At 61.5% G+C, this 24003-nt stretch carries 21 protein-coding genes; 3 read left to right on the plus strand and 18 right to left on the minus strand.

The window, feature by feature from the left end; translation table 11 throughout:
* Window positions 1-12: 12 nt before the first annotated feature.
* From Q1B40_RS24385 to Q1B40_RS24405, 5 genes are read right to left on the minus strand one after another with little or no spacing between them, the layout of a single operon-like run.
* On the minus strand, window positions 13-1653 hold the full coding sequence (locus Q1B40_RS24385; RefSeq protein ID WP_299821095.1) for a S8 family serine peptidase: 1641 nt from the start codon (window positions 1651-1653) through the stop codon (window positions 13-15).
* A 50-nt stretch (window positions 1654-1703) separates the two neighbouring features.
* Window positions 1704-3086: a hypothetical protein gene (locus tag Q1B40_RS24390; RefSeq protein ID WP_299821098.1), complete on the minus strand. Its 1383-nt coding sequence runs from the start codon at window positions 3084-3086 to the stop codon at window positions 1704-1706.
* A 1-nt stretch (window position 3087) separates the two neighbouring features.
* Entirely contained in the window at window positions 3088-3675 is a 588-nt protein-coding gene (locus tag Q1B40_RS24395; protein WP_299821101.1) for a hypothetical protein, read from the minus strand.
* Between the two features lie 8 nt (window positions 3676-3683).
* Window positions 3684-5327 (minus strand): c-type cytochrome, encoded by a 1644-nt coding sequence (locus tag Q1B40_RS24400; RefSeq protein ID WP_299821106.1) that lies wholly within the window; start codon window positions 5325-5327, stop codon window positions 3684-3686.
* A gap of 12 nt (window positions 5328-5339) precedes the next feature.
* Window positions 5340-8225 carry a peroxidase family protein gene (locus Q1B40_RS24405; RefSeq protein ID WP_299821109.1) on the minus strand — a complete coding sequence of 962 codons (2886 nt, stop codon included), beginning with the start codon at window positions 8223-8225 and terminating at the stop codon, window positions 5340-5342.
* Window positions 8226-8692: 467 nt separating this feature from the next.
* Between Q1B40_RS24405 and Q1B40_RS24410 the strand changes: the two genes are divergently transcribed.
* From Q1B40_RS24410 to Q1B40_RS24420, 3 genes are all read left to right on the plus strand, one after another.
* Window positions 8693-9349: a ParA family protein gene (locus Q1B40_RS24410; RefSeq protein WP_299821112.1), complete on the plus strand. Its 657-nt coding sequence runs from the start codon at window positions 8693-8695 to the stop codon at window positions 9347-9349.
* Window positions 9346-9999 carry a YcjF family protein gene (locus Q1B40_RS24415; RefSeq protein WP_299821115.1) on the plus strand — a complete coding sequence of 218 codons (654 nt, stop codon included), beginning with the start codon at window positions 9346-9348 and terminating at the stop codon, window positions 9997-9999. Before Q1B40_RS24410 ends, Q1B40_RS24415 begins: the two co-directional genes overlap by 4 nt.
* Before the next feature lie 162 nt (window positions 10000-10161).
* Complete coding sequence (locus Q1B40_RS24420) at window positions 10162-10788, plus strand: YcjF family protein (RefSeq protein ID WP_299821118.1); 627 nt, start codon at window positions 10162-10164, stop codon at window positions 10786-10788.
* Between the two features lie 114 nt (window positions 10789-10902).
* Here the strand turns inward: Q1B40_RS24420 and hpxZ are convergent, their stop codons facing one another.
* From hpxZ to atzF, 13 genes are all read right to left on the minus strand, one after another.
* The gene (hpxZ, locus tag Q1B40_RS24425) at window positions 10903-11289 is read right to left on the minus strand and encodes an oxalurate catabolism protein HpxZ (protein ID WP_299821121.1); all 387 of its coding nucleotides are present in this window, start codon (window positions 11287-11289) and stop codon (window positions 10903-10905) included.
* Entirely contained in the window at window positions 11289-12056 is a 768-nt protein-coding gene (locus tag Q1B40_RS24430) for a 5-formyltetrahydrofolate cyclo-ligase (protein WP_299821124.1), read from the minus strand. The genes hpxZ and Q1B40_RS24430 overlap by 1 nt, the downstream gene beginning before the upstream one ends.
* Before the next feature lie 30 nt (window positions 12057-12086).
* Window positions 12087-13490 (minus strand): AtzE family amidohydrolase, encoded by a 1404-nt coding sequence (locus Q1B40_RS24435; RefSeq protein WP_299821127.1) that lies wholly within the window; start codon window positions 13488-13490, stop codon window positions 12087-12089.
* The gene (locus Q1B40_RS24440) at window positions 13487-13672 is read right to left on the minus strand and encodes a DUF4089 domain-containing protein (RefSeq protein ID WP_299821130.1); all 186 of its coding nucleotides are present in this window, start codon (window positions 13670-13672) and stop codon (window positions 13487-13489) included. Before Q1B40_RS24440 ends, Q1B40_RS24435 begins: the two co-directional genes overlap by 4 nt.
* Window positions 13669-14358, minus strand: coding sequence for a cysteine hydrolase family protein (locus Q1B40_RS24445; RefSeq protein ID WP_299821133.1), 690 nt, complete (start codon window positions 14356-14358; stop codon window positions 13669-13671). The genes Q1B40_RS24440 and Q1B40_RS24445 overlap by 4 nt, the downstream gene beginning before the upstream one ends.
* Window positions 14358-15899 (minus strand): ABC transporter ATP-binding protein, encoded by a 1542-nt coding sequence (locus tag Q1B40_RS24450; RefSeq protein ID WP_299821136.1) that lies wholly within the window; start codon window positions 15897-15899, stop codon window positions 14358-14360. Before Q1B40_RS24450 ends, Q1B40_RS24445 begins: the two co-directional genes overlap by 1 nt.
* Entirely contained in the window at window positions 15896-16636 is a 741-nt protein-coding gene (locus Q1B40_RS24455; protein WP_299821139.1) for a cysteine hydrolase family protein, read from the minus strand. The genes Q1B40_RS24450 and Q1B40_RS24455 overlap by 4 nt, the downstream gene beginning before the upstream one ends.
* Before the next feature lie 5 nt (window positions 16637-16641).
* Window positions 16642-17661: a formamidase gene (locus tag Q1B40_RS24460; protein ID WP_299821142.1), complete on the minus strand. Its 1020-nt coding sequence runs from the start codon at window positions 17659-17661 to the stop codon at window positions 16642-16644.
* Between the two features lie 10 nt (window positions 17662-17671).
* Window positions 17672-18598 carry an ABC transporter permease gene (locus tag Q1B40_RS24465; protein ID WP_299821145.1) on the minus strand — a complete coding sequence of 309 codons (927 nt, stop codon included), beginning with the start codon at window positions 18596-18598 and terminating at the stop codon, window positions 17672-17674.
* Window positions 18595-19662, minus strand: coding sequence for an ABC transporter permease (locus Q1B40_RS24470; RefSeq protein ID WP_299821194.1), 1068 nt, complete (start codon window positions 19660-19662; stop codon window positions 18595-18597). Before Q1B40_RS24470 ends, Q1B40_RS24465 begins: the two co-directional genes overlap by 4 nt.
* Before the next feature lie 148 nt (window positions 19663-19810).
* Window positions 19811-20923 carry a BMP family ABC transporter substrate-binding protein gene (locus Q1B40_RS24475; protein ID WP_299821148.1) on the minus strand — a complete coding sequence of 371 codons (1113 nt, stop codon included), beginning with the start codon at window positions 20921-20923 and terminating at the stop codon, window positions 19811-19813.
* 261 nt (window positions 20924-21184) lie between these two features.
* On the minus strand, window positions 21185-22159 hold the full coding sequence (locus tag Q1B40_RS24480; protein WP_299821150.1) for a 2-oxoglutarate and iron-dependent oxygenase domain-containing protein: 975 nt from the start codon (window positions 22157-22159) through the stop codon (window positions 21185-21187).
* 17 nt (window positions 22160-22176) lie between these two features.
* Window positions 22177-24000, minus strand: a complete 1824-nt coding sequence (gene atzF / locus Q1B40_RS24485) for an allophanate hydrolase (RefSeq protein ID WP_299821153.1) — start codon at window positions 23998-24000, stop codon at window positions 22177-22179.
* Window positions 24001-24003: the final 3 nt, after the last annotated feature.

Genomic DNA, 24003 nt, shown 5'->3' on the forward strand with positions numbered 1-24003 from the left:
ATCGGGAGAGTTTCAAAGCGCGGCCTTGAGGCCCGGCCGTGATTTGAGCCGTTCGAGCAGTGATGCGGACAGCGGTTCGGCGCGGGCACCCGCGATTGTCTCCAGCACGCCCCGTTCTCCGCTTCGCAGCCCTCCTCCGGCCATTGCGTTGGTGTAGATGTTCAGGGCGATCTCCGGTCCGTAAACGTCCCAATCGATGTCCTCCACCGGTTGGTCGCCGGCGGCGCCTTCGACCAGCGAACGCACACTGCCCGTATCCCGCGCCGCAACCGCCAATTCCGGTTGAGGACCTTGCGGGACCAGGTCAAAATCTGCACCGAGAAGAGCGGCGGCATCCAGGATACCAGCCCCGAATTCCTCGGAATTCCAGCCCGGAACCTTCCTTGCGGTGGCGATGGCGAGCCGCGCGAAACTCTGCTGCAGTTTCTCGCCCCGCGCTTCTGCCTTGCTGACAAGCATGTCCCGCCCGTGATGGGCGAGCCAGCAGGCAGCGACACCTGCGGTCAGTGCGACAGCGAAGCTCGTTCCCTGGCCTTGCCCGGTCGAGAACCGCGCCTCCTCATCGACGCGTTCCGCCCGCGCCCTGTAGACATTCTCGGCCGGTGCGCTGATGGCCACCGAAGGCCCCCGGCAGGTGCCGCGCCAGGGCTGATCGTCGATATTCGTTCCCGCAACCGCCATGCAGTCGTCATACCGTGCCGGATAGACAACCTCGCGCACACAGTTGCCCGAGGCCGCCATGACGATGATGTTGTTACGCACCGCCCTGCGAACCGCGGCCCGCAGGAAAAACGACGGCACGCCTCCCAGGCTCATGGTGATGACGTGAGCACCATTGTCCACCGCGTAATTGATCGCCTCGGCGACACTGAGTTGCGAGGTGCGCACAACGCTGCGAATGGCCCGGATCGGCATCAGGACGGCTTTCGGGGCGGACCCGAGCACGTCGCCGGGTGCCTTGCTGAAGACAACGCTGGCCGTCGCCGTGCCGTGACCGTTGTTGCCGAACCACGCCGTCAACGGGTCCTCCGGATCGCTATCTCCCTGAATGAGGTCGATGGGATTCTTTAACCGGATATCCTGCAGCTCGGCATGATCGGTCAGGCCTGTATCGGGCTGAGCGATCACAATCCCGACGCCTTGCGTGCGATCCGGCGGCGACAGGTCCCAGGCCTCCTTGACCCGCATCGCCGTCAACGCCCATTGCTTGTCGCTTTCCACGCGCGGTTCCGGCGGTGCCCAGCATCCGCCGGGGGTCGCGACCGCCAGTTCCTCCAATCGCTGCGGACCGCCAAGGTCCGGCTCCACGAAGATACCGGTCAGTATTTCCGGCTCGGCGTTGGAAAGTCCGAATGCGTCTATCAGCCGGTAGGCTGCTTCGAAACACAGGTGAGGACTGTCGTAAAAGCACCGCCCTGGCAGGGTCAGGACGAGCAATTCCGGCTCGTCCTTCCTGAGAGGCTGTTCGATAGTCACCGCGAACCTTGTCTCGAAGCTTCGGGCGATATCGTCCATCGCCTTCGCGGCGTCCTCTCCCGGCTTCAACAGCAGCGAGAACCGCGCCGGAGGCAGCGGCTGGCCGGCTGCTATCGAGAAGGTCGCCTGATGCAGAACATCCAGAACGTTTTCAAATGCATTCCCGTCGACAACCATTCCGGATGCCTCCCCAGTTCAAATTCATGCCCGGCGGAAGTCTGGCGCAATCAAGTGCCCGTCTCCGTGTCCCACAGCGCATCGTGGTTCCGATGCCGCTCCGTGACCCCGTTCCTGAAAAATTTCTCGTAATACGGCAGCTCGACGTGATGCACCTGCAGCCACACACCGGGCACGTGAATGGCTTCGCAATGTGCCGGGAACCGGCCATGGGTGTCATGAATGTAAGTGCAGATGTCGCGCACGCAGCTGATGACGTCCTTGTCGTATTGCGCCGCCTCTTTCAGATAGCGCTCGCCGTAATCGTCCTTGTAGATTTTCCGGAAGGTATCGCCGTCCTGGTAGACACCGCCCGACCCGAATTTCTGCGCAACGACCGCATCCACCGCTTCGCCCATACTGGCGTAATTCGGCGGGCACTTGGCCTTGATCAGGTCTTCGCCCTGATGGCGCAGGGCAACCGGGTGCGCCCGGACATCCGCAAACCGCGGCAACGGTACGTGCCATCTCAGAATGTCCATCAGCCGCCACTTGGGGACCACATGGTCAAACCCCAGCATCGGCCCGAACTGATCGCGGAACTTGGGATCGCCCGTCAGCACCGGCGGGCTGATGGTGGCGTGGATCCATGCCCCGAGCCCCATGGCTTCGGCGACCAGAAAGAGGTTCTGCAGCAGCAAAGGCGCTTCAAGCTGGGTCCGCAACGACCCGACAACGCCGAGCGGAACCTTGATGTCGTTATTCAGAAAGCCGCGGCGGATCCACTCCTTCACCCCGGCGGACATGTAGAAATTCCTGTCGTCCACCAGGGCGGGGCGGGCACCGTCCGGCTGGGTGAGGAGATACATCAGCCCGTTGATATATTGGTGCGAAAGATCGACCACCGGAAGCAGGATCGTCGTGCCCGGCAGGTTGGACAAGAGGCGATTGGAATCCAGATAGGCGGGAAAATTCCGCGCGCCCTTCTCCACGTCCAGACGCTTGTCCAGCAGCTTGACCTTGGCCTCATCCGCTCGCCGGATCAATGCCTCGGGCGAGAACGCCTCCTGGCTCGCCGGCAGTTGGCGCAGGAAATAGGTTCCCGTGTCGTTGATCAGGAAAAAATGGGTGCCTTGCGCGTTGTCGGGACTGCCTGCCGTCCGCCCCGTCATCGTCAGGTTCGGTTTTGCCATGACAAGACGGCCCGTGTCGGGATCCTGAAACGGCCGGTCTGGCATGGTCAGGCCGGTCGCGCCGGTCATCGCGATCAGCAGCGCTTCCTCCAGCTCCGAAAGGGGTTTGGGGTCCTGCTGCGAGCGGTAGGTCATGGACCCGGCGGCAACTTCCTCCACGCCGCGCGGAACCCTGTGGGTCCTGCGCTGCCAGATCGTTTCGATCAGGGGCCGGCTGAGAAGATCTGCAAGCCCACCGTGAATTTCCGCATTGTTGTCCATATCAGGTTTCCACCCTTGCTGCCGGCACCTGGACGATCGCCCGGACCAGCGCGCCGGCAACCAGGATTCCGGTAAACACAAATCCGAGGATCTGGATGGACCCGCCTCTCAGGGCGACCAGGGTCAGGGCGAAGATCAGGAATGCCAGCAGCCTTGCGACCAGTTGAACCCAGTAGGACTGAAACCGCGCCGGCAGCAGCCAGATCATCGCGACATCAAGCGTCCAGACGGCCAGAAGGAAAAAATTCCCCCCGGCGATAAGCGTCCCCTGCTGCACGAATGTGTCGGCGATACCGTCGAAAATGATGAAGATCGCCCAGTAGGCATGCAGCAGGAACACCACCCAGGCAGCTGTCCAGAAGAGATACCCGAGATTGGCGATAGCCCGGTTTGTCGTCCGGAACAGCCAGAATGCAAGCGCCGGAACAAGCAGGAAGGTCGTCGCCCAGATGGTCAGCTTGGTGCGGCCGAGTTCCAGCGCACCGCCCAGTTCCGGTGCGAACATGGTCCACAGGATCAACAGCGTGGTCGGCACACTCATCGCGGTGAATTGCGCGAGCGTCACCGCCTTCGGTTTGTCATGGTTCATGGCGGACCTCACAGGGTTTTCAGATAGGCGAGCAGATCACCAAGGGCTGCCGGATCCCGTCGGGGATCGTCGATTGCCCAGGGATAATCATGACCGGAATTCGCGTTGCCTGGCGCCGAAGTGTCGAACCGGAAATAGCGCAACGCATCCCTGCGCGGCGGACTGGCAAGACCCGCACGATCGGTGTCGTAAAGGTTCCGGCCGCGATAGAACTGTGCCCGTCGCGGCTCCAGGTTGATCAGCTCCGCCAGTGTCAGAACGCTGGCATTATGCAGGTAGGGCGCCCGCAGGAAGGCTCCGTCGATCGGACCGGCCACATACCCCCGGATGTCGATGTTGTCGGCGTCTTCCGACTGCGGAAAGATTTCGCTCCTGTCGAGCGCGAAAGGATGGTCTTCAGGAAAATACCGGTAAAGCGCGTCGGGCATTTCGCCGTAGTGACGGAACATGACGCGTTCCGGATCGGTGCCGATTTCGGCAACCGGGATCACCTCGTGCGTCCGTTCGCCCGGTTCCCAGCTCTGGCCGGACCTGTCGCCGTGACAGGTCATGCAATTTTCCCGGTAGACTTCCCGTCCGCGACGCACCGCCTCCGGATCCTGCGGCGCCGCGTCGGGGAAAACATCCTCGAAGCGCGGTGGTGCAAGCGTGACCGTGTATTCGATCGCCTTGCGGATGTTGTGCACGATCTCCGGATTGGCCAGATTGACATCCGTTGCCCCGGCGGCGACCGCCGCCAGCGAGCTTCGCGCCTCCGAACTGGAGATCGATCCGTCGAACTGCGCCCGCTCGCGCCAGCCCTGATTATAGATCGTCGCAATCTTGGAATGGATCGGCAGGTCGTTCGCCGGGTAATTCATCACATTGCGCAGCAACGTGCGGAAAGCCAGCGTCCGTGTCGGCCCCGTCGGCGTGACGTCCTCATCGCGCGACCGGCCGTTGCCGTAAGGTTCGTCGAAACGGGAGATACTCTCGGTCATCCGGTCGCGGATCTGGCCAAGCCACATGCCGATCATGAGCCGCTGCATCAGTCCCAGGCTCTCGCCGGTCTTGTCTTCATAGGCTGCGGTGATCGCGTCCACCGTCAGCGTGAAAGGCGCGTCCGCCGCCGCCTCGCCCACCGCCGCCGGCTGCCGTTCGAGGAGCGAAGCCTGGAACGCGTCGAGCCATGCGAACAGATTGATCGAAACGCTCCCCGGGCCGACCAGCCGGGTGGGTGCCCCGCCGTCCGATGTGCGCAGTTCGGTTGTATGGCACAGGGCGCAGGTCAGGGCGACGAACCTGACCGGTGAAGGCGCGGCGGACTGGGGCCGGTAGTTGGTCGTGGTAAAGCCGATCGGAAGCCCGTCCGGGTTTTCCGGATCGTCCAGAAATCCGAACTGTTCCACCCAGCTGCCCGCGTCCTGTCCGCCCGGCTGGAAATGATGCGGAAACAGGTACGGCAGCACGAGGGCAACCGGCAGCGGCATCACCTCTGTCCCGATGGTGCCATGCCGAAAGGCTTCAGGCGTGTCCCGGAAGACCGGTTTCGCCCAGCCTCCCTCGATATAGATGAACAGGCCCGTCAAGCCGAGCGCGATCAGCAGGACCGCGTTGCACACCCAAAGGACCGTTCGCCAGACGTAATTGAGGCGGTGATTGGAGACCGGCATTGCACATGCTCCTCAATTCTGCCGCCGCCGCCACGGGGCGAACGCGCTTTGCCCCGTCGGCAGGACGGACGCAAAGTCGGGGAAATGGCGCAGAATAATGCTGCTCATGGTGTTTTCCTGCACCCAGGCAATTCCGAGCGGCGAATAGATTTCCGGCCGGAAATCGACGGTCAGGAAACGGTCCGACTGAAGCCTGCGGGTCGCCATCAGGATGAATATGCGGAACGAGGTGTCGGAAAAGCCGAAGCCCGGAGGCGGCGTTTCGGCGTAAAGGCCGACCATCGTGTCGACATCGTCGATGGACTTGTAGACTTCCTTGAGCAGACGCACGTTTTCGCTGTCGGCGGTGATGTCCTCCCAACGCTTGATCGGCGACTTGTGCAGCCCCTGGCGGAACTTGTTGTAGCGGGGAATACCGCGCGAGCGTTCCCGCACCAGATCGACCACCGACAGGTCGATGATTTCGGATTTGCCCTCCGGCGATGTGCGGGTGAAGTTCTGCAGCGACCTTGGATAATTGTGCAGCGTAATCGCACCCGGATGCGCGATCCCCATGGAATAAAGAACGCTGGACAGACCCATGCGCCGCATCACCTCGTCCGTCCTTATGCCCTGTACCGCGTCGAAGTTGAACACCTCCTGAAAGGCTCCGGTCTGGGAATCGTGGATGCGGTAATCGTCCGGCAGAAGCGGATGCAGCCTGTAGACCGTGACGAAATCTTCGGTCAGGCAGTATCTGGCGTTGTGATGATCAGGCAGCGTTTCGGGAATGCCGCGCAACGCGTGGGCTTCCTGAAGCCAGAGCCCCATCCGCGTGAACGCGCCCGCGGGGCCCGACCAGTTGGCGTTGAGAGCGACGTCGATTTCCGGGGTTGCCAGAATGGCCGGCGTCCATTCCACCGTATGGATCTTCGCGATCAGCGCGGAGATGATCAAACGGGCTGTCTGGTAGACCCTTTCGTCGCTCCAGTCCCGGTATTCCCGTTGCAGCGCGTCGCAGACGGCATTGTGCTCGCGGGCGAAAAGGGTGTGCAGCGATGACAGGCCGAGCCACCAGCTTTCATTGAAGCCAGTCACTTCCATGCCGATGTTGTCTTCCGGCAGGTAGCCGTTCTCGAGCCGCAGCTTCGCCCCGCTGCCCTCCCGAAGACGCTGCGCATTCTGCAGGGTGCTGCCGTAGATTTCCGAGCCGTCCCACCAGTGGGAAACGGTGTTGCCGAAAACCGGGTTCATGTCGTCGGCGGCTCCCAGCGGACGGTCGCCGGAAATCCGCATGACGCTTTCATTCTTGCCGCGCGGCGTGTTTTTCCACGTCATCCCGTCGGGCATGGGAACTTCGACATCCCGCTGGCCCGGCGGAAAGCGGCTGTGCTGCACCCAGTCATGCACCTGGAACTGGATCCAGGCGGCGGCGAGCACATTCAGCGACGACGCCGGGATGAACTGTTTGCGGTAAAGCAATTCGCGGCTGACAAGAACGGGATTGGGCGTGTTCACATCGCCCGGACGCGGATCCGGGTTCAGGTTGCGGCCGAAGGCGGCGCCTTCCCGGCCCATGTCGGCAACGCTCAGATCGTTCTGCTTCCCGTCGAAGCTTCTGCTGTCGCGGAAGTTTTCCGGCACCGCAGGTTCCGGCTGGGTCGCCTGCGGGTTCGGTTCGACAGGCTCCCGATCGATGAGGTTTTCCTTGCGCAGCTGGTGACGCAGCAGCGACAGGTTCAGGAGCGCCACCAGATGCGGCAGCCGGTACCACGGAAGCCAGCGGTTGAGCAGCGAAAAGGCCGGCGAGAAGCACGCCGTCACGACCCGGTTGCGCAACGGCACCGGCTCGTAGAAGCGTCTGCGCAGGCGATGCGCGGCACTTGCCGCATAGACGGCCTTTCTGGCCCGGTTGAGATTGCCGAGAGGCCGGAATTCGGGCGTGGTATTCCAGGGATTGAAGGAAAGCCCGTCAATCTCTGCTGTTTTCGCCTGGGCCTCCAGCGAGGTGATGTCCTGCTGCGGAACGGTAAGCGTTGCGACCACGATCGGCCTGGACTTTTCCTGTGGCCATTCGGCGGCGGCATCTTCGACCGGCGTGACGTCTTCGCTGATGAACCGCTGAACGCAGAGTTCCCAGCTCACATCGCCCTTGGCAAGCAATTGCGCCATTTCAGCGCGCAGGTAGTTCGGATTGTCCGGCGGCTGCCAGTCCTTCGCCCCGGCCTGTGCGACGTTCCCGGCCACCGGACGCAGAAAATACCTCACCGGACCGGCGTCCTCACCCCAGAGGATGGCGCCGCGGCTCCAGAAGCTCTCGCCCGCCAGCGACTGGACCGGCCGTCCTGTTCCACCGGCAACATTGCGCAACATCCGGATGGCTTCTGCGGGACCGACAGCGAACATCAGTTTCGCAATACCGAGAATGCGGTTGCCCGCCATCGCAGAAGCGAAGGCGATGAACTGGGCGGCATCGCGTGCATGCGGAACCGGAAAATTGGTCATCAGCAGGTCATGCACCGCCGACCCTGCGTCCACCCGCAGCGCCGCCCCGCGCAGATCGCGCTGACTGTCCGCCTGGTGAACCCCGCTCGCATTCGACAGGCGCAGAATGACCGGGAGCTCCGCACCGGCCCGCCACGGGCCAACGACAAGGTCTTCCGGCAGATCGTCCGCGATCCTGAGCATCGCATTATCGACCGCCAGCAACGCCTTGGCGTGCTGCGCACGGTCAATGCGCAGAACGCCGGACCGGCGCCGAACCGTATCCTGGACCTTCAGTATCGCAACGGAAAAGCGCTCGAAATCACGACGCTCCGAGTCCGCGTCGCCATGAGCACCCTTGTAATGTTCCCAACGTGTAATCTTGTCGAAGCCACGATCCACGTCGTGTTCGACTTCGCCGTCCGGAGCCAGCATGCGCGCCTCCAATTACAACTTTAAGTAGAATTTAGGTAAATCAAAAATCAATAAATATCAGTAGTACGACGCAATCATATAAGCTCTGGTTGCATTTTTCAATACAGGATTCTGCGGCGCTTCGCTAAAACAGCGCACCATCATGACCGAAGAGCCATCCAGTCGTGCAGCAGAAAATGAAAAAAGAACGCCCGCACAAAGACATGCGGGATCGCGCCTTTTTCAGGTCATGATCGAAATATCGCACGGATATCTTCAGCCCGGGCGTTGCCCGCATCCCAGCGCCGCAAGCCCGGTTCTGCTGCCGTTGTTATCGCTTTATGATCGCAAAAAACGAGTTATCTTCATACGGCTGCAGGGATTGCCAGTGGAAACCGGTCGAGACAGACCTGCCGGGCGTGGTAAACCTGTCATTCTTTGTTAAGCTTTTTATCGATGGACGTGGAAAAATCGAGGCGGGCTAGGAAATGGGCGGACCGGTTGTCACCATCGCATCCCTGAAGGGAGGCAGCGGAAAGACGACGCTGGCCTGTTGTCTGGCCGTGCAATGGCACCTCGATGGTCACAGACCCCTGATGATTGATGCCGACCCTCAGCGCTCCGGCATCCGGCTCGCAGAGCGCGATCAGGCTCTCGGACACATCGACGTGCTTGAGAAAGCCGACAAGGATCTTTGGAAGACATCCCGGCAAATCGCAGAAAACCATGGCATTACGATCATAGACACACCCGGGTTCGACAGTGAAATCACGGTTGCCGCTCTTGCCGTCGCGGATCTTGTCCTTATTCCGGTCAAGGCATCACCGCTCGATGTCGACCGGATGATGGATACGGTCAAGACCCTGATGAACGAAGTGAAGGGCTGGGCGCCGACATTCCGATGCGTACTGACGCAAACGACCAGGGGCAGTGTCATCTCCAGGCATGTGCGCAGTGAACTGGAGGAAAGCGGCTTCCCCCTGCTCGTCAACGACATGCCCAATCGCGTCGCCTATGCCGAGGCAGGACTTTACGGGGCAACTCCCAGCCTGACAGCTCCGGACGGCCCCGCCGCTCGGGACATAACCGCCATTGCTGAAGAAATTGCGGTCCTTCTGGAAACCAAGAAGAGGCTGTCCGCATGACCAGAAAGCTGCCGAGAACGTCCAACCGCACAATGAATGATCTTCGCAGGGCTGCAAATTCGACACTTGCCCGGGAAGAACAGGCTCGCAGACAGAGCGAGACCGAAATTGAGGAAGTCGCCTCGCCGAAGCCCGGCAAGAGCCAATCCGGGGGCGCTGCACCGGCAACGGAGGCCGCAGGCCACGCGCCGGAACCGGACATTGGATCGAAACGGTCGTTTCCGTTCTCCAGTCTGGAGCGCGTCCCGGCTCGGACGCCTCCCCCCGGCAAAGCGGAATTCCTCAGGAATGCCGGACAGCTGATTGTCGACAGGCACGCCCAGTTTGGAGCCATCGCCGGGCTGGTTCCCCTGCCATGGGTGGATCTGGCTGCGATTGCCGCCGTTGTCGAACGGATGCTGCGCAAGCTTTCCCGTCTTTATGGGCAACCGATCAGCGCGGAGCGCGGCAAGCATCTGGCCGCCGCATTGCTGACGGGAATGGCCGCGCCGGGCATCGCCAGCTTCACGACGGGCGGCCTTCTGCAGATGGCCGCTGGTCCAAATCTTCTGGGCATGGCAATCACCTCTGTTTCCGCCGCAGTTCTTATCCGCATTGTCGGCGAAGTCTATCTGCAGCGGCTGTGCCAGGGGCCGGAGCTTGTGGCATAGCGACCGTCGAGGCTTCCTTTGGGACACCAGGAGACAAGGACGACAAACAGCAATTTGAGGATGCAAAAGCTTTTCTTTCAACACATGAGGGAGTAACGTCCCAAACGAAAGCAATCCGCCTGGTTGATGTCCATCGTCAGGCAGACGCTGAGGAGATCCGAAATGGCGAGCAGAACGAGCGCGACCGCGACGAAGACAACCAGAACAAGAACGGCCAAAACCGACAAGCCGAAGGAACCGGAGAAGGAAGCCGACACCGGCGAAGTCGAAGACGACGCGGAGTTTTCCGTTACGCGGGAACTGACGGCAGACAACCTGGTCAAGGACTATGTCATCGCCTCCGTCGCAGCCAGCATCGTGCCCGTTGCATTCTTCGATATAGCGGCCGTCATCGCCATCCAGCTCCGAATGATCCAGAAGCTGTCCAACCTCTACGGAAAACCCTTCTCCGAGCATCTTGGACGCAAGGTCATATATGCTCTCGTTGGTGGTGTTCTCGGCTACAGCGCCGGATATTTTGTTGCCGCAAGCGCATCCAAACTGATCCCCGGCATCGGCTGGATGGTCGGAATGGTCTCATTGCCTGTGGTGGCGGGCGGAGCGACCTACGCTGTCGGCCGGTCCATCATCAAGCATTACGAAGAGGGCGGCACGCTCATGGACTTCAATGCTGCCAAGATGCGTGCATTCTTTAACGAACAGTTCGAAAAGGGAAAATCCTTCGCCAGCAAAGCGAAGGACAAGGTCAAGTCCGAGGATGCCGAAACCGCGGAAGATACCACGTCCTGACCATCCTCCCGACAATGCAGCCGTGTTCGGCATTCATCCTGTAAATATCAAAAAAGCCCCATCGGTTCTCACCGTTGGGGCTTTTCCTTCATTTTAGGGGCGTTGTCCCGCATCTCAGACGGCTTCTGAAATGATGCTGACATGGGCGGCGACGACCTGCCAGCCGTTGTCGGTCTTCACCCATGTCTGCATCTGCCGGCCGACCTTGCCCGGCGCGCTGTCGCGATGAAAGAGGGTCGATGCAGTCGCGAAGGACGTTCCGTAGGTGGTGATGACCGTCCGATCCAGGCGGCGGACGAGATCCTGGCTGCTTCTGGCGGAGCGGAAAGCGGCGATCTCGTCATAGCCGTAGAGGTTTTCACCACCGCCATAGCGAATGGTCGTCGGGGCGTCGAGAAACAGCCGGTCAAGCGTGTCGACATCGTTGGTGACCAGCGCCAGCTCATAGTCGGCAAACACCTTCTCGACCTCGGCCCTGACCTCCGGGAGGTTGATTTCCATCAGTTGATGCTTCCTGTTTTCAGTCTGTCGCGCAATGTTTCAAGAAACGGAATGTCACGGTACTGATCGGGCTGGACGTGCTCCCAGGCGACGCCGCTCGGCTGTCCGAAGGAGGTATGCGTCTCGATCAGTTCCTGCTCCGTCGCAATCGCATGCAGCGCGCTGTCATGTGCCATCATGACCAGCCGGTCGTTGCCGACCACCTGGGAGGAATGTACCGTGGTCGTGATCAGCGTGTCGGGTTTCAGCTTCGAGAGCTCGCGGAAGATGCCGAGTTCAAGATCGGCAAAGCCGCCGCCCTTGCCCGTGCGCGCCCCGGCACGGCTGACGGCAACGCAACCGACAACGATGAAATCGAGCGGTTCCATGTCCTCGAATTCGACCGGCTCGCCATGTTCGACAAAACCCTGTGAGGTTGCGGCCAGCTCGAACTGAATGCCCTTGCCCGCAAGTACCCGCGGATCCAGCCGGACGAACGGAAAGGGTTTCAGAAGTTCAGGCACCGGCGCGTAGACGATCTTGCCATCATAAAGTGCCCGCAGCCGCACCGGGATCTGGGGCGGGTCCGGATTGCACTTGACGACACGTGCCGCCCGCCATTGAGGCAGCTTCGACAGATTGTGGGCAGCGACATCCGCACCGACAAAATTGGGGATGCGGCTGTTTGCTGGCCCGATGGAGGTCCCGCTTCTCTCTAGGCCGGACCAGATTTCATGCCGGATTTCATCCTTGTCGGAGTTCCGGCCCGCCCAGCGCGCTTCACCCATGCCGATACCTTCCTTTTGCGTGTCCGATGTTCACAAGCGAGCGACCGGCGCCCTGCAGACACCGTCCTTCTCCAGCTGATAAGCCACCCTCAGGGCGAGATCCTCCCGCCAGGCGGGCGCGATCACCTGCACGCCGATGGGCAAGGCAGCTTTCTCACCCCACACGGGAACCGCGACCACCGGCAGGCCGATGAAGGAGATCGGTTGGGTGAACAGGCCGATATTGGGCCGTGCCGGCATCGTCTCCCCACCAAGCGTGATTGTCTTCGTGCCGGAAGGAAGAGCGGAGAACGGTGTTGCAGGCGCAAGAATGACATCTACATGCTCGAAGATTTCCTGCATCATCGTGCGGAACCAGCTGCGAAACCGCTGCGCCTGCTGGACCCAGACCCCGGGCACCATAGTGCCGGACAGGAACCTGTCCCGCGTATCGGGATCGAAATCCTGTGGCCGAGTGGTGATCCGCTCAAGATGCTGGTTGGCGCCCTCGGTGACGGTGATCACATAAGCCGCGGCCCGTGCCCTTGCCGCTTCCGGAAGTTCGATCTGCACGGCAGTGCCGAGAGCTTTTGCGACACGGTCGACAGCCGCAAGAGCTTCGGGTTCGGCTTTTTCGCGGAAATAGCGCCCTGCGACCGCAACGCGCAATCCCTCCGCGCCGCGTCTCAGATCATCCTGCGTGGCAAGCGGGGGACGGTCTGCCTGAGCCGGATCGTCAGGATCCTTGCCCTGGAGCGCGTCGAAGACCAGAGCCAGATCTCGCGCCGAGCGAGCCAGCGGACCAAGATGATCGAGACTGCCGACGAAGGGAAAAGTGCCGTGCCGCGACAACCGGCCATAGGTCGGCTTCAAGCCGAACAGACCGCAGAAGGATGAGGGAACGCGGATGGACCCGTTGGTATCGGATCCGAGCGATACAGGCACCATGCCGGCGGCTGTGGCCGCGCCGCAGCCCGACGACGACCCGCCGGTCATGCGGGTCAGGTCATGCGGATTGAGGCAATTGCCGTCATGCGCATTCTCGCCCGTGAAATCATAGGCGTATTCCCCCATATGAAGCCCGCCCATGAGCACACCGCCCGCCTCGCACAGACGCGAAACAAGAAATGCATCGGATGTTGCAGGCTGGTTTTCCAGGTTGATCTTCGAACCTGCGCGCGTGACCACTCCATCCATGTCGAAAAGATTCTTGACCGCGAACGGAACCCCTGCAAGCGGTAGAACCGCACCACCTGCAATCGCCTTGTCGACTTGTTTCGCGTCGGAAAGGGCGCGCTCCGCCGTCACGTCGGTGAAGGCCCTTGTCACAGGATTGAACTGGTCGATCCGCTGCAGACTGGCTTCGGCCACCTCGCTCGCTGTGAGGTCTCCGCCCTGAACCGCGGCTACGATGTCCACCGCATCGAAAGAAGCAAAATCGTCGATAGCGCTCATGCTTCGAACACCGGCGCAGCCTCGACATGATCTTCCAGCGGGAATGACAACACCAGGTCCGCGGCCTGCTGCGTCGCCGCGATATGGGCCTCGACAACGGGACGCCACTCGTCCCTTATCGTCAGACCCATCACCCTTTCCATGTGTGCGACATGGGCGTTGGCGTCAAAGTTCGTGCTCATAGGACCTCCGGTTGCCTGGTCTGTCTTTCAAGGGCCGTCTTCAGGGCGGCGAGGGAGGCTGTCCAGCCGACGATCCCGCCCTGCGCCCGGATCATGTCGAGCGTCGCCGCCTTGAATTCCGGGAAATAGCTCTCGGTCGCCTCTTCGATCAGCAGACACTCAAAGCCCCTGTCATTGGCCTCGCGCATGCTCGTCTGGACGCAGACCTCCGTCGTCACTCCGGCGAAAACGAGGGTACGGATCCCACGGTCGGCGAGCAGATCTCCGAGGCCGGTGGCATAGAAGGCCCCCTTGCCCGGCTTGTCGATTACGATCTCGCCATTGACCGGGGCGCAATCGGGAATGATCTCCGCACCGGGTTCGCCCCGGATCAGGATGCGGCCCATCGGCCCGTCGTCGCCGATGCGCAGGGAAGGGCTGCCGCGATCACGCTTCGCCGGGGGGCAGTCGCTAAGATCGCCCGCGTGATTTTCGCGCGTGTGGATCACGAGCCAGCCCTGTTGCCGGAAGAGCGCAAGAAGGTCCCTCACCGGGGCGATGGCCCGCTGCATGTGGGAGATGTCGTTTCCCAGCGTCTCACCGAAGCCACCCGGCTCGATGAAGTCGCGCTGCATGTCGATGACGACGAGCGCGGTCCTTGCCGGATCGAAACCGAATTCGAAAGGAGTTGCATCGACCTTGATCATCAGTGATGCCCCGCCATCGCATGGCCGATTGTCGCACGGTCCGTCTCCGCCATCGCGGACTGATAGGAAATGCGGCCTTCCGACATCACGGCCACCTTGTCGGCCAGCTCCAGGATCTCGTCGAGATCTTCCGAGACAAGCAGAATTGCCGCGCCCTTGTTGCGTTGCTCCATGATCTGCGCCCGGATTTCGGCGACGGAAGCAAAGTCGAGGCCGAAGCACGGGTTCGCGACGATCAGGACGTCGACGTCTCCGGAGAGTTCCCGCGCCAGGATCGCGCGCTGAACGTTGCCGCCGGAAAGGTTTTCGATCGGCTCCTCGGTCGACGGCGTCTTAACCCTGTAGGCGGTGATCAGCTCCTTTGCTCTCCGCCGCATCGGCATAGGCGACAGCCAGCCCCGGAAAGGGGAAATCGGCGCCTTGTCGAAGGTGCGGAAGGCCATGTTTTCGGCAACGCTCATGCGTGGGACAGCGACATTGCGCAAGGGTTCCTCGGAAAAGCCGAACACCTTGAACCTGTCCATCTGGTCGCGCTGGGGCTCGTAGGGCTGCTTGTCGATGAAGATCCGGCCATGCTTGAGCAGGCGCTGGCCTGACAGGACCTCGATCAGTTCGGACTGGCCATTGCCCGACACACCGGCAATGCCCAGGATCTCGCCGGAATGGATCTTGAGGCTGATAGCCTCGATGGCAGGCAGCTCCTCGTCGTCGTCGGCAAAAAGGCCGGCAAGCTCAAGCTTCAGCTTTTTCAAGGGCTGCTCCACCCTGGTAGCGCTCTCGCGGATTTCCGTTTCCCCGATCATCATCCGGCTCATGTCGGCAACACTAAGATCCTGAACCCGCCCGGCACCGACGACCCGCCCGCGCCGCAGCACCGTCACGTCGTCCGCATAGGCCGTCACCTCCCGGAACTTGTGCGTGATCATCAGGATGGTCAGCTCGCCCGCTTCCGTCATTGCGCGCAGAAGCCCCAGGACCTCGTCGGCCTCGTCCGGCGTCAGAACCGAGGTCGGTTCATCCAGGATCAGGAAACGCTGATCGAGATAGAGCTGCTTGAGGATTTCCAGTTTCTGCTTCTCGCCCGCAGAGAGCCCGGACACGGGAACGTCCAGCGGCACCTTGAAGGGCGTGGTTTCCAGAAAGGCCTTGAGGGCCTTTCTCTCCTTGCCCCAGTCGATGACGGTCGGCGTATCTGCCCGTGCGATCACCAGGTTTTCCGCGGCGGTCAGCGAGGGCACAAGCGTGAAATGCTGGTAGACCATGCCGATGCCCAGGGCATGCGCGGCGCGCGGATTGGGCACGGAGCCAGCCCTGTCGTTGACCAGCATCTCGCCGCGTGTGGGCTGGTAGAAGCCCATCATGCATTTGACGAGTGTCGACTTGCCCGCGCCGTTCTCGCCGAGGAGCGCGTGGAACGTGCCGGGTTTGACCCGGATCGAAACATCATCGAGAGCCTTCAGGTTGCCGAAGATCTTGGTCATGCCGATGGTTTCGACACCGATGGCCCGTTTCTCCGTCTCCAGCACCTGCGCAACGCTCATTCTGCTGCCTCCGCCGAAACGGAGCTGAGCCCTGCCAGAAACGTTTCACTGTCCGCAACGGCTCCGAAGACGCCGCCCTGCATGGTGACCATCTTGAGGGCGGCCTCATGGTTGCCGGGGTCTGTTGCAGCACAGCAGTCCGCGAGGATCAGGCATTCGAAACCACGGTCATTGGCTTCGCGCATCGTGGTGTGAACGCACACGTCGGTGGTGATACCCGTGAGGATCAGGTTCTCGATGCCGCGCGTGCGCAAAAGCAGCTCGAGGTCGGTTGCGCAAAAGGATCCCTTGCCCGGCTTGTCGATGATCGGCTCACCCGGCAACGGTGCCAGTTCCGGGATGATTTCCCAACCCGGTTCGCCGCGCACCAGGATCTTGCCGCAGGGGCCCTGGTCACCGATACCCGCCCCGATCCGGCGGGAGCGCCAGCGTTTGTTCGGCGGCAGGTCCGCAAGATCCGGCCGATGGCCCTCGCGGGTATGGATGATGTGGTAGCCCGCCTGGCGCATGGCCGCGAGCACCTTGCCGATCGGTGCGATCGGGGCTCGCGTCAGAGAAATGTCGTAGCCCATGGAATCGACATAGCCGCCTTCGCCGCAGAAATCTGTCTGCATGTCGATGATGATCAAGGCCGTGTTTTCGGGACGAAGGTCACCGTTATAGGGCCAGGGATAGGGTGTCGCCCGTACCGGACCTTCCTCGGCGAGCGTCGTTGTCTGGTCTTCGGCAAGGCTCATCCTGCTCACTCCGCTGCATCGCTCAAGGATTTCTGACCATAGACGCGATCCGGCGCCGCGAAGCCGCAGGAGGTTCCGTCGGTGTGAACCACCTCGTCTTCCCATGGCAGGCGGTATTTCCCGGCGGCGAGATCCGTCATGTATGTGTAGGGACAGTCCTGTGCCCCTCCCTTGACGGCGACATAGCCGCGGTGGCCGAACTGGTAGATGTTGTTCTCCACACCCCAGTTGACCCTGGCTTCGCGCACGAGATCCGGCCGCACCTCCGCGGTGATGATCTCGTTGGCCCTGCCGCTGCTGCCGTGAGCGAGAATGGTCCCGTCGAAGTTGACGATCATGCCCTCGCCCATGGAATCGAAGGTACCGTCGGTCCCGCACATGCAGACATTGGCAGTGACCATGAGATTACAGAAGGCGTTGGACTGGTTGGTGAACTTCCAGCTGTCGCGGATCGGGGCGGTGTAACCGGCGGTGCGGATCATGATCTCCGCCCCCTTGTAGGCACATTCGCGCGCCATTTCCGGGAACATGCCGTCATGGCAGATGATCAGCGCCAGCTTGCACCCCTTCGGTCCCTCGATCACCGGAATGCCGCGGTCGCCCGGCTCCCAGGGTTCGACTGGAACCCAGGGGTGCATCTTGCGATAATAGAGCTTCAGCTCGCCCTTGTTGTCGATGACCAGACCGGAATTGTAGGGCATGCCTCCGGGATTGAGTTCCATGATCGAGAAACAGCCCCAGATGTCATTGTCGACACAGGCCTTCTTGAAGGCGGCGACTTCCGGTCCGTTGAGCGTGCACATGATCTGCGGATTGGTATCCATGGAGAGGCCATGAAGCGCATATTCGGGAAAGACGACCAGATCCATTGACGGCATGTTGCGCCGCGCCTTGGCGACCATGTCGACGATAACCTGTGTCTGCCGGGCAAGATCGATCTCCGTGACGACGGTCGGCAGCTGCAGCTGCACCATGCCGAGCACCAAGCCGTTCGGGGATTTGTTGAGACCTCCAAGTCCGCTCATGATGTGGCTCCTATTTGGTGATCGACAATTCGCCCGGCGCGCCTTTCAGCGACCGGCGCGGCGATGTGCTGGCGATCATGATGAGAAGGGTGAGGATGTAGGGCGCTGCATTGAAGAAATGATAGCCGCGCGAGACCCCGATGGACTGAAGCGCCGGTCCCAGAGCTCCCGCCGCTCCAAACAACAGCGCGGCCCAGAAGCAGTAGATCGGGTTCCACCTTGCAAAGATGACGAGCGCGACCGCCATAAGCCCCTGGCCGGAGGACAACCCCTCTGTCCAGCTTCCCGGATAGTAGAGCGACAGGAAGGACCCGCCGATGCCGGCAAAGAAGCCGCCGGCCATGGTCGACAGCAGCCGGACGCGATTGACGTCGATGCCCAGCGCCAGGGCGGCCGGAGCGCTGTCCCCGGTGGTCCGGATGATGAGGCCGAAACGGGTGTTCCTGAGCGCCCACCAGAGAAACACCGCCAGCGCGATACCGAGCAGGAAAAGCGGGTTGATCTCCAGGGCCTGGCGAATGCCCGGATGGTCGCTCCAGCTTCCGAAGGAGATCGAGGGAAGGCGCGGGGCGGATGGCTGGATGTAAGGCTTGCCAAAAAAGAAGGCGAGACCGGTCCCGAACAGCATCAGCGCAATGCCGATGGCAATGTCGTTCACCTTCGGCAGCTTGCACAGAAAACCGTGCAGGGCGCCGAACAGGGAACCGCAGAAGCCGGCGACGAGAACGCCGAGCCAGGGGGATCCGGTGTGATAGGAGATCGCATATCCGGACATGGCGCCGAAGACGAGCGTGCCTTCCAGCCCCAGGTTGATACGCCCGGACTTTTCCGTCAGCATTTCACCGAGACTGACGAAGAGGAACGGGGTCGACACGCGGATGGCACCCGCGAACATCGCAAGGAGAACGGTCATCAGACCGGGGTCGTCACCCATCATGCCTCTCCCTTCGATTGGAAGATGGACAGCCGCCCGTAAAAGGTTTCAGAGACAAGGATCACGACGAAGAGCAGTCCCTGCAGCACCAGAACCGTTGCGTCCGGCAGATCCATGCGCCGTTGAACAAGGCCGCCCGAGGCAGCGATGCCGCCGAGAAAGATGGCGACCGGAATGATGACGAGCGGATTGTGCCGTGCCAGGAAGGAAACGAGGATGCCGGTGAAGCCGTAACCGGCGACGAGCGACGCATTTGCCTTGCCATGGATCGCCGCCACCTCAAAGAAACCGGCGAGCCCCGCGCAGGCGCCGGCGATGGCGCAGGAAACGACCATCAGCTTCCCGACCGGCAACCCCTGGGACTGCGCCGCGCGCAGGTTTCCACCGGCCACCTGCGCAGCAAAGCCGAAGGTCGTTCGGTTCATCAGGAGATACAGCAATCCGCAAAGAAGGACGCCGACGAGCAACCCCCAGTGCACGTCTGTTCCCGGGATCACCCCGATCATGTTGTCGCTGCCGATCGGCCTGGTCGACGGCTTGTTGGGGTCTGAAGGATCCCGCAGGGCACCTTCGACAAAGAAGTTCAGGATGGAGACGGCGATGTAGAACATCAGCAGCGAGGCAATGGTCTCGTTGACACCCCGGTAGTGGCGGAGCGCGCCGACACATCCGATCCAGATCCCGCCTGCCAGCATCCCTGCAATCGCCATGACACCGAGAAGCAGAAAGGTCGGTGCCCAGTCGATCATCGGAATGGCGATGGCTGCGGCCGCGAAGCCACCGAGCACGAGCGCTCCTTCCCCGCCGATGATCACCAGCCCGAGGCGCGCCGGGATTGCGACGCAAAGTGCGGTGAAAACCAGTGGCGCCGCACGAACGAGGGTGTTCTGCCAGGAGAAACTGGTGCCGAAGCCGCCTTTCCAGACGAGCGCGAAGAAACCGACCGGCGATTTGCCGAGAAGAGCCAGAAAGACCGAAAAGAGGATCCCGGAAACGATCAGGGCAAGCAGGGGAATGACGACAAACTCCGCCGATCGCCTGAACCTTTCCGGGAGATCCGAAGCCATGCTCGTCTCGACCGCGAAACCAGGCGTTTCAGTGGTATCTGCCATGCTTGTCCCCTGGCATTGAATGATTTCCGGCGGGTGCCGGACGGAAACATCAAGGCATCGGCCGTGTCGGAAGAAGATCTCCCGGCACGGCCGAGCACCAGGATCAGGTGATCGAGCCGCTGACGCCCTCGATCAGGTAGTCGGTCTGATCAAGCGCGGGCTCGTAGTTATCGAGGCTCTCTCCGGCCGCCAGAAGCGGCGTGCCGTCCTGCTTGTTGATCGGGCCGACAAAGATCGGCTGGCCGGCTTTGACCTCTTCCCGGGCAGCATCCGCAGCTGCGATCGCAGCTTCGGTTGCGCCTGCCCCGTAAGGCGTGCTGCGCACGAAATCGACATCGAAGCCACCGCCGGTGAAGTTCGGCAGGGCCTCGCCTTCCGCAAGATCGGTGGCGAACATCTTGTAGATGGTTTCCCACTTGTATTCGGCACCGGTGATGAAGCCATTGGGAGCCAGCGGCGCCTGGGAAGCATTGTGGCCGCAGCATTTGATGCCACGCGACTCGGCGGTCTCGATCACCACCTTCGGGCCGTCGACGTGGCAGGTCAGGACGTCACAGCCGGCATCGACCAATGCATTGGCGGCCTCGGCCTCGCGCACCGGCATGGACCACTCCCCGGTGAAAATGACCTGGACCGTTGCATCCGGATTGACCTTGCGGGCGCCCAGCAGGAACGAGTTGATGTTCCGCAGAACCGTGCCGATGGGCTTGGCGGCAACGAAGCCGAGCTTGTTGGTGGTGGTCGACAGCCCCGCCGCGATACCGTCGATATAGTGCGCCTGGTCGAGGTAGCCGAAATAACTGCCGGCATTCTTCGGGTCAGCTTCCGTCCAGAGCGGCGCCGCATGTCGGAACTGGACATCAGGATACTTGGCGGCGAGATCGAGGACGAAAGGCTTGTAGTAGCCGAAGGACGTCGCGAAAATCAGGTTTGCGCCGTCCAGGTTGATCATCGATTCCATGGATTTCTCGACGGCGATGGTCTCCGGAACGTTTTCCTCCTCGACCACGGTCACTCCGGGAACGTCCTTGAGGGCCGCAGCGGCGACGGCGTGTGCCTGGTTCCAGCCGAAGTCGTCGCGCGGGCCGACATAGACGATCCCGACCGTGAGACCGGCTGCCTGTGCGAAACGTGGAAGACCGGCAGAAGAGAGTGCCGCAAGACCTGCGGCGGAAGATTTCAGGATAGTCCGGCGAGAAAGTTTGAATTTCGACATAACGTCCTCCGTTATTAAGACGGGAGCGCGCAAGATCTGCAGCTCCGTCCAGCCTCCTGCAGTAAAATCAGCAAGCTTTGTGCCAATTCCCTGTCAGGCTCTGTTCCTTGGCTCGTCCCTGGCATTTCATTGTTATTATTGTCATTTTTTCATTTTTCACTTCGGTCAACGACCAATTTCGCAAGCAGGCAGTCCTCGGGCACTCAAGAAAAACGCCTAAAATCTAGCCAACTTCATTTTCTGCCGCTCGGTTATGCACTCTCATCCCCCTGCCGATTTCGATTTCACCGGGGCATAGCTCGCGTCCAGACGTGATTTGAGGTAGTCCGCGCCGGAAATGGGCTCATACGCTGCGGACTGGCCTTCCGGAACGCAACCGGGCAGACAGACCACCTGCGCATCGGGGTTGGGGTCGAGGAAAAAAGCGATCGAATAGCGCTGCCGGCCTCCGGAATTCACCACCCGATGAGGTGTCGAGACATAGACATCGTTGGTCCAGCGCATCAGGCAATCGCCGATGTTGCAGACAAAGGTGCCGTCTATGGTCGGCGCCTTCAGCCAGACCCCGTCGCGGCGGCGGACTTCCAGACCGCCGACCGCATCCGGCAGCAGGATGGTCAGGTTGCCGTAATCGGTATGCGTTCCTGCCCCGATCTGACCGGCTTCCGCGCCTGCCGGCTGCGGCGGATAGTGCAACAGCCGCAATGTCGCCAGTGGTGCATCGAGCTTGTCCTCGAAATAAGCCGGATCAGTACCGAGATCCGTGGCGACGGCCCGGTGGATCAAGCGCCCCAGGCCCCAGACACTGTTGAAGTAGGATAGGACCGTTTCCTTCCAGCCCGGAATTTCCGGCCATTGATTGACTGCCCGGAACGGCTCGCCCGAAACAATCCTGGGATCATCCGGCGCCAGGTCCAGGCCGATGTTGAAAGCTTCCTTCAGATCCGCAGGCTTGTCCGGATCGAGGTTCTCGCCCTTCATCGGCACATAACCGCGATTGGTTTTGTAGAAGTCCTTCGTCAAGGCCATCTTCGTCTCTATCGGCTCGGCAAAGAAACGATGAGCGGCGGCAAAGGTGCGCTCGACCAGCGCACTGTCAACGCCGTGGTTGCGGACATAGAAGAAGCCGATCTCCCTCGCCGCACGGCCGATTTCTGCGGCGACCTTTTCAAGGCCGCCCGGCGCTCCCGAGACCAGCGGTTCAAGATCGATTATCGGAAGATCGTGTTCGGCCATGCTTTTCCTGCCCCGCTTCACTCGGCCGCCGCAACAGAACGGCTCGCGGCTGGTGCGGCAATGAATTTCCGCCAGCTTCCCAGTGATGTGATGTTTTCAGCTCCCTTGGTACCGGCAGCTTCACACATGAAGCCTGTCACGCTGCGCCCGTCGGCAAGAGCAAGCGTACCGAGGCCCAGCGGTGCCGGGATGCCAGCCAGGAAACCGCCGACCTGATCGAGGGGAAGTGCCCAGATCTCGACCTCGATCCGGCCGCCGGAACCGGCTTCACCGCGGACAAGACCGGGACGCTTCGGCGGACCTCCGGCCAGCGCGTAAAGTGAATAGGCATCGCTGGTTTCGGACGCCTCCAGGAAGCGGCCACCCCGCGAGGTCAGCTCGTGATTGAGGGCCATTCCGGACATATGCGCGCCGCAGACAGCAAGGGCGAGTTCGCCCTCTTCGGCCCGCGGTGTGATCTCGGACGGCGCAGGCAACTCCCAGCCAGTCGCTCCAAGCGTATGCGATGCAAGCTGTTCCAGCTTGCAGCCGAGGGCCGCAAGAAAACCGTCTTTCCCGGAGGCCGCCAGCAGGGTCACGCTGCCGGGCCGTCCGTCCTCACGCGGTGCGACCGGAACGGCGAGGCCGCACATGTCCAGCAGGTTGACGAAATTGGTGTAAGTGCCGTTCCGCGAATTGGGACCGATCGGATCCGCCTCCAGATCCGCAACACTGTAGAAGGTCGGCATGGTCGGCACGCACAGGAGATCGAGCCCGGCCAGCACCGGTTCGGTTTTCCTGGAAAGTTCCTTCAGTCGGTAAAATCCGCGAAAGGCATCCGTCGCCGTCAGGTTCAGCGCCGCCCCAACGACCTGGCGCGTCACGGGGTGCACCGCCTCCGGATTGTCCCGCATCAGGTCCTCGATTACAGTATGCCGCTCGGCGACCCAGGCGCCTTCGTAAAGCATGTGGGCGACGTCGTAGAACGGGGTGAAATCCACCTCGACGATCTCGGCGCCCGTTGAACTCAGAAGCGCCACGGTGTCCGCAAAGGATTTTTCCTGGGGCTCATCGCCGCAAAACTCGATGGATCCGGCATCCGGGATGCCGATGCGGAGTTTTTCGGGAACCGGCTGCAGCGCCGGAGCGGTGATCCGCCTCGAATAGGCGTCGTCGTCATCATAGCCGGCGGCGGCCTGGTAGGCCGTGTAGGCGTCTTTCACTGTAAGCGCGAAGATGGAAATCGTATCCAGCGTCCGGCAGGCCGGAACGACGCCGGAGGCGGAAAGGGCACCGAGCGTCGGCTTGAGGCCGACGATGTTGTTCAGCGCGCCGGGCACACGGCCGGAGCCCGCAGTGTCCGTGCCGAGGGAGAAGCTGACGATGCCATGTCCGACAGCAACTGCCGACCCCGATGAAGACCCGCCGGGAACGATGTCCGGATCGACGGAATTCTTCGGCGGCGGGAAAGGCGAGCGCACACCGACCAGACCGGTCGCGAACTGGTCGAGATTGGTCTTTCCGATTGCCAGCGCACCGGCCGCCTTCAGCCGTGCGACGACAAACGCATCCTTTTCCGCAACATACTCATATGCCGGGCAGGCAGCGGTAGTGGGCTTGCCGGCAACATCGATATTGTCCTTGAGGACGAAAGGAATGCCCCACAAGGGTTTTGCCGGATCGTAATTCCCCAGTGCCTTTGCTGCTTCCAGCACTTCGGCCTTGTCGAAGAGACAAATAAAGATCCCCGGATCACCGACGCTGTCGATGCGACGATACACTTCCTCGACAATGTCGGCAGGAGATGTCCCGGTCTCGTAAGCCGCCTGAAGGGAGGATAGGGTAAATGGAAGTTCGAACATCCT

Origin of the sequence: uncultured Roseibium sp. (assembly GCF_947496995.1) — a bacterium.
Classification (GTDB): domain Bacteria; phylum Pseudomonadota; class Alphaproteobacteria; order Rhizobiales; family Stappiaceae; genus Roseibium.

Coding starts and splice junctions, on each gene's coding strand:
- Q1B40_RS24400 (WP_299821106.1), bottom strand. CDS start 5,327: ATGCCGGTCTCCAATCACCGCCTCAATTACGTCTGGCGAACGGTCCTT.
- Q1B40_RS24395 (WP_299821101.1), bottom strand. CDS start 3,675: ATGAACCATGACAAACCGAAGGCGGTGACGCTCGCGCAATTCACCGCG.
- Q1B40_RS24460 (WP_299821142.1), bottom strand. CDS start 17,661: ATGAGCGGACTTGGAGGTCTCAACAAATCCCCGAACGGCTTGGTGCTC.
- Q1B40_RS24430 (WP_299821124.1), bottom strand. CDS start 12,056: ATGGGTGAAGCGCGCTGGGCGGGCCGGAACTCCGACAAGGATGAAATC.
- atzF (WP_299821153.1), bottom strand. CDS start 24,000: ATGTTCGAACTTCCATTTACCCTATCCTCCCTTCAGGCGGCTTACGAG.
- Q1B40_RS24390 (WP_299821098.1), bottom strand. CDS start 3,086: ATGGACAACAATGCGGAAATTCACGGTGGGCTTGCAGATCTTCTCAGC.
- Q1B40_RS24440 (WP_299821130.1), bottom strand. CDS start 13,672: ATGAGCACGAACTTTGACGCCAACGCCCATGTCGCACACATGGAAAGG.
- Q1B40_RS24470 (WP_299821194.1), bottom strand. CDS start 19,662: ATGGCTTCGGATCTCCCGGAAAGGTTCAGGCGATCGGCGGAGTTTGTC.
- Q1B40_RS24455 (WP_299821139.1), bottom strand. CDS start 16,636: ATGAGCCTTGCCGAAGACCAGACAACGACGCTCGCCGAGGAAGGTCCG.
- Q1B40_RS24465 (WP_299821145.1), bottom strand. CDS start 18,598: ATGATGGGTGACGACCCCGGTCTGATGACCGTTCTCCTTGCGATGTTC.
- Q1B40_RS24450 (WP_299821136.1), bottom strand. CDS start 15,899: ATGAGCGTTGCGCAGGTGCTGGAGACGGAGAAACGGGCCATCGGTGTC.
- Q1B40_RS24480 (WP_299821150.1), bottom strand. CDS start 22,159: ATGGCCGAACACGATCTTCCGATAATCGATCTTGAACCGCTGGTCTCG.
- Q1B40_RS24415 (WP_299821115.1), top strand. CDS start 9,346: ATGACCAGAAAGCTGCCGAGAACGTCCAACCGCACAATGAATGATCTT.
- Q1B40_RS24405 (WP_299821109.1), bottom strand. CDS start 8,225: ATGCTGGCTCCGGACGGCGAAGTCGAACACGACGTGGATCGTGGCTTC.
- hpxZ (WP_299821121.1), bottom strand. CDS start 11,289: ATGGAAATCAACCTCCCGGAGGTCAGGGCCGAGGTCGAGAAGGTGTTT.
- Q1B40_RS24475 (WP_299821148.1), bottom strand. CDS start 20,923: ATGTCGAAATTCAAACTTTCTCGCCGGACTATCCTGAAATCTTCCGCC.
- Q1B40_RS24445 (WP_299821133.1), bottom strand. CDS start 14,358: ATGATCAAGGTCGATGCAACTCCTTTCGAATTCGGTTTCGATCCGGCA.
- Q1B40_RS24420 (WP_299821118.1), top strand. CDS start 10,162: ATGGCGAGCAGAACGAGCGCGACCGCGACGAAGACAACCAGAACAAGA.
- Q1B40_RS24385 (WP_299821095.1), bottom strand. CDS start 1,653: ATGGTTGTCGACGGGAATGCATTTGAAAACGTTCTGGATGTTCTGCAT.
- Q1B40_RS24435 (WP_299821127.1), bottom strand. CDS start 13,490: ATGAGCGCTATCGACGATTTTGCTTCTTTCGATGCGGTGGACATCGTA.
- Q1B40_RS24410 (WP_299821112.1), top strand. CDS start 8,693: ATGGGCGGACCGGTTGTCACCATCGCATCCCTGAAGGGAGGCAGCGGA.